The 2,702-nt window shown below is 67.5% G+C and carries 3 protein-coding genes and 1 pseudogene; 3 read left to right on the top strand and 1 reads right to left on the bottom strand.

The window, feature by feature from the left end; genetic code table 11:
• Positions 1 to 581 (bottom strand): annotated as a pseudogene (locus tag FVW27_RS12675) (glycosyltransferase family protein); the annotation flags it as partial.
• Positions 582 to 635: 54 nt separating this feature from the next.
• Here FVW27_RS12675 and FVW27_RS12670 point away from each other — a divergent pair.
• The 3 genes from FVW27_RS12670 to FVW27_RS12660 form a co-directional block, all read left to right on the top strand.
• Positions 636 to 1,241: an RlmE family RNA methyltransferase gene (locus FVW27_RS12670; protein WP_167125656.1), complete on the top strand. Its 606-nt coding sequence runs from the start codon at positions 636 to 638 to the stop codon at positions 1,239 to 1,241.
• Between the two features lie 103 nt (positions 1,242 to 1,344).
• The gene (locus FVW27_RS12665; RefSeq protein ID WP_167125654.1) at positions 1,345 to 2,088 is read left to right on the top strand and encodes a YebC/PmpR family DNA-binding transcriptional regulator; all 744 of its coding nucleotides are present in this window, start codon (positions 1,345 to 1,347) and stop codon (positions 2,086 to 2,088) included.
• A gap of 263 nt (positions 2,089 to 2,351) precedes the next feature.
• A partial coding sequence (locus FVW27_RS12660; RefSeq protein ID WP_208294769.1) for a crossover junction endodeoxyribonuclease RuvC occupies positions 2,352 to 2,702 on the top strand: 351 nt, incomplete at its 3' end.

Here is a 2,702-nt window from a genome sequence, read left to right as displayed (position 1 = left end):
GCCAGCGCGGGGGCCATGCGCACGGCCCGCGCCGCGCCCAGCAGCGGTCCCCAGAAGGTGGGGAACAGCCGCTCGGCCTCGCGGTAGACCACCACCAGCGCGCGGGCAAGACGGTCGGGCGGAAAATCATCCGGGGCGGCCAGCACCCACCCGACGGGGATGGCCGTGCGCCATGTGCCGCGCGTGGCCTCTTCCATATGATGGATGAACGCCGGGCATTCGATGACGTGTACGGCCGGGGCACTGTGCTTGCCGCTTCGCGCATCCGTTTTCCGCAACCCCGCCAGCGCTCCCTCCAACGCTCGCCGAGCCGTGGCCGGGTTCGGCCCCAGGCCCAGCACCACCACCTCGGTGGGGACGTCGCCCCGCTGGCCGCGCGGGGGCAGCACATCGAACGTGGCGGGCAGCGTGTCGCCAGGCAGAACTCTGTCCGGCAGGTTTTTGTCCGGCGCAATATTGTCCGGCAGGTTGCCGTCCGGTCCCGCCTTGTCAGGTGCAACGTCGTCAGGCCCCGCCTCATCGGGCAGGGTGCGGAACTGGCCCAGTTCGTTGGGAATGCGCAGGCGGACGGGGCGGGCCATGAGAGTCCTTGGCGGGCGGAGGGCTTTCGGGTACAAGCGGCCACGGGTGACCACATGAAAACATACCGAGACCACTATTTTCTGAAGGCCAAGCAGGAAAACTATCCCGCGCGGTCCATCTACAAGCTGAAGGAAATCGACAATCGCTTCAAGCTGTTTCGCCAGGGCATGAAGGTGCTGGACCTGGGGGCTGCCCCCGGCTCGTGGTCGCTTGGCGCGGCAGAGCGGGTGGGGGCAAAGGGGCGGGTGCTGGCCTGCGACCTGCAAACCACCGACACCCAGTTTCCGCCCAACGTCACCTTCATGCAAGAGGATGTGTTCAACCGCTCCGAGGCCTTCGAGGATGCACTGGCGGCCATGGGGCCGTTCCATGTCGTTATCAGCGACATGGCCCCGCGCACCACGGGCACCAGGTTCACCGACCAGGCCCGTTCGCTGGAATTGTGCATCGAGGCCCTTGCGGTGGCGGACCATTGCCTGATAAAGGGCGGCAGTTTCGTGGTCAAGATTTTCATGGGGCCGGACGTCAAGCAGTTGCTTGATGCGCTGCGGGCCCGCTTCGAGACCGTGAAGACCTTCAAGCCCAAAAGCTCGCGGGTCGAAAGCAAGGAAACATTCTACGTCTGCCTTGGGTACCGGGGCGACGGACAGCAGGACTGACGCACAGCGCCAGTGGCACGCGCCGGGCAGCCCGCCCGCCGCGCGTTGCGTCGTGGCGTTTCCGCAATCATCTCTTTTGCCGACATTTCTTTCAGGAGGACGCATGGCCGGACATAGCAAATGGGCCAACATCCAGCACCGCAAGGGGCGTCAGGACGCCAAGCGCGGCAAGCTGTTCACCAAGGCCGCCAAGGAAATCATCATCGCCGCCAAGGGCGGTGGCGACCCGGCCAGCAACGCCCGCCTGCGCGCCGCCATTGCCGCCGCCAAGGCCGTGAACCTGCCCAAGGACAAGATCGACAACGCCATCAAGAAGGGCACCGGCGAACTGGCCGGCGGCGACATCCTTGAAATTTCCTACGAAGGGTACGGCCCCGGCGGCGTGGCCCTGATCGTGGAAGCGGCCACCGACAACCGCAACCGCACCGTGGCCGAAGTGCGCCACATCCTTTCCAAGCACGGCGGCTCCATGGGCGAGGCCGGGTGCGTGGGCTGGATGTTCGAGCGCAAGGGCGTGATCACCCTGGACGGCGGCAAGTACACCGAGGACCAGGTGATGGAAGCCGCGCTGGAAGCGGGCGCCGACGACGTGCGCGACGAGGGCGGTACCTGGGAAATCCACACCGCCGTGTCCGACTTTGCCGTCGTGCGCGATGCGCTGGAAGCCGCGGGCATGGAAATGGATTCCGCAGAACTGTCCATGATTCCCCAGAACACGGTGGAAGTGGACGCGGAAACCGGTCGCAAGCTGATGCGCCTGGTGGACGCCCTGGAAGACAATGACGACGTGCAGAACGTGCACGCCAACTTCGACCTGCCCGACGAAGTGTTGGCCGAACTGGAATAGCAGACATGCCTCGCACCGGAGCCCGCCTTGCGCGGGCTCCGGCGTTTCCGGCGTCCGGGTGACGCCCCTGCGGCAGGTCTGGTGCCGGTCGGCAGGTCTGGTGCCGGTCGGCAGGTCTGGTGCCGGCCCGCAGGTCGGGCACCGGAGCACCCGTGACACACGCGACGACCGTGGCGGCGCGGGCATTTCGCGCAATTGTCCGAATATGCGCATCCGCCGCATTGCGGCATCACCCTGCATTCCCGGCACCCGCCGGAGGCCCCATGCCCCCCCGCAAGCCCGCATCGCCCCAGGCGGAAACGCCCTCCAGCCCGGTTTCAGTCACCAGTGACGCCACCGGCGGCGTCACCGTCATCGGCATCGACCCCGGCTCGCAGTGCACCGGCTGGGGGGTGGTGCGCGAGGTGTCGGGCGTGCTCACGCTGGTGGACTGCGGGGCCATCCGGCCCAAGGGTGACGATTTCGCCGCGCGCCTGGGCCACCTGTTCCGCGAACTGCACACCCTGGTGGGCCGGTACGCCCCGGACGAGGCCGCCATCGAGAACGTGCACGCCGCCCGCAACGTGGCCACCGCCCTCAAGCTGGGGCAGGCGCGCGGGGTGGCCGTGGCCGCC

The sequence above is a fragment of the Nitratidesulfovibrio liaohensis genome, assembly GCF_011682075.1.
Taxonomy (GTDB): Bacteria; Desulfobacterota; Desulfovibrionia; order Desulfovibrionales; family Desulfovibrionaceae; genus Cupidesulfovibrio; species Cupidesulfovibrio liaohensis.
The sequence above is the reverse complement of the archived record's forward strand: the minus strand, read 5'-3'. Positions and strand labels throughout refer to the sequence as shown.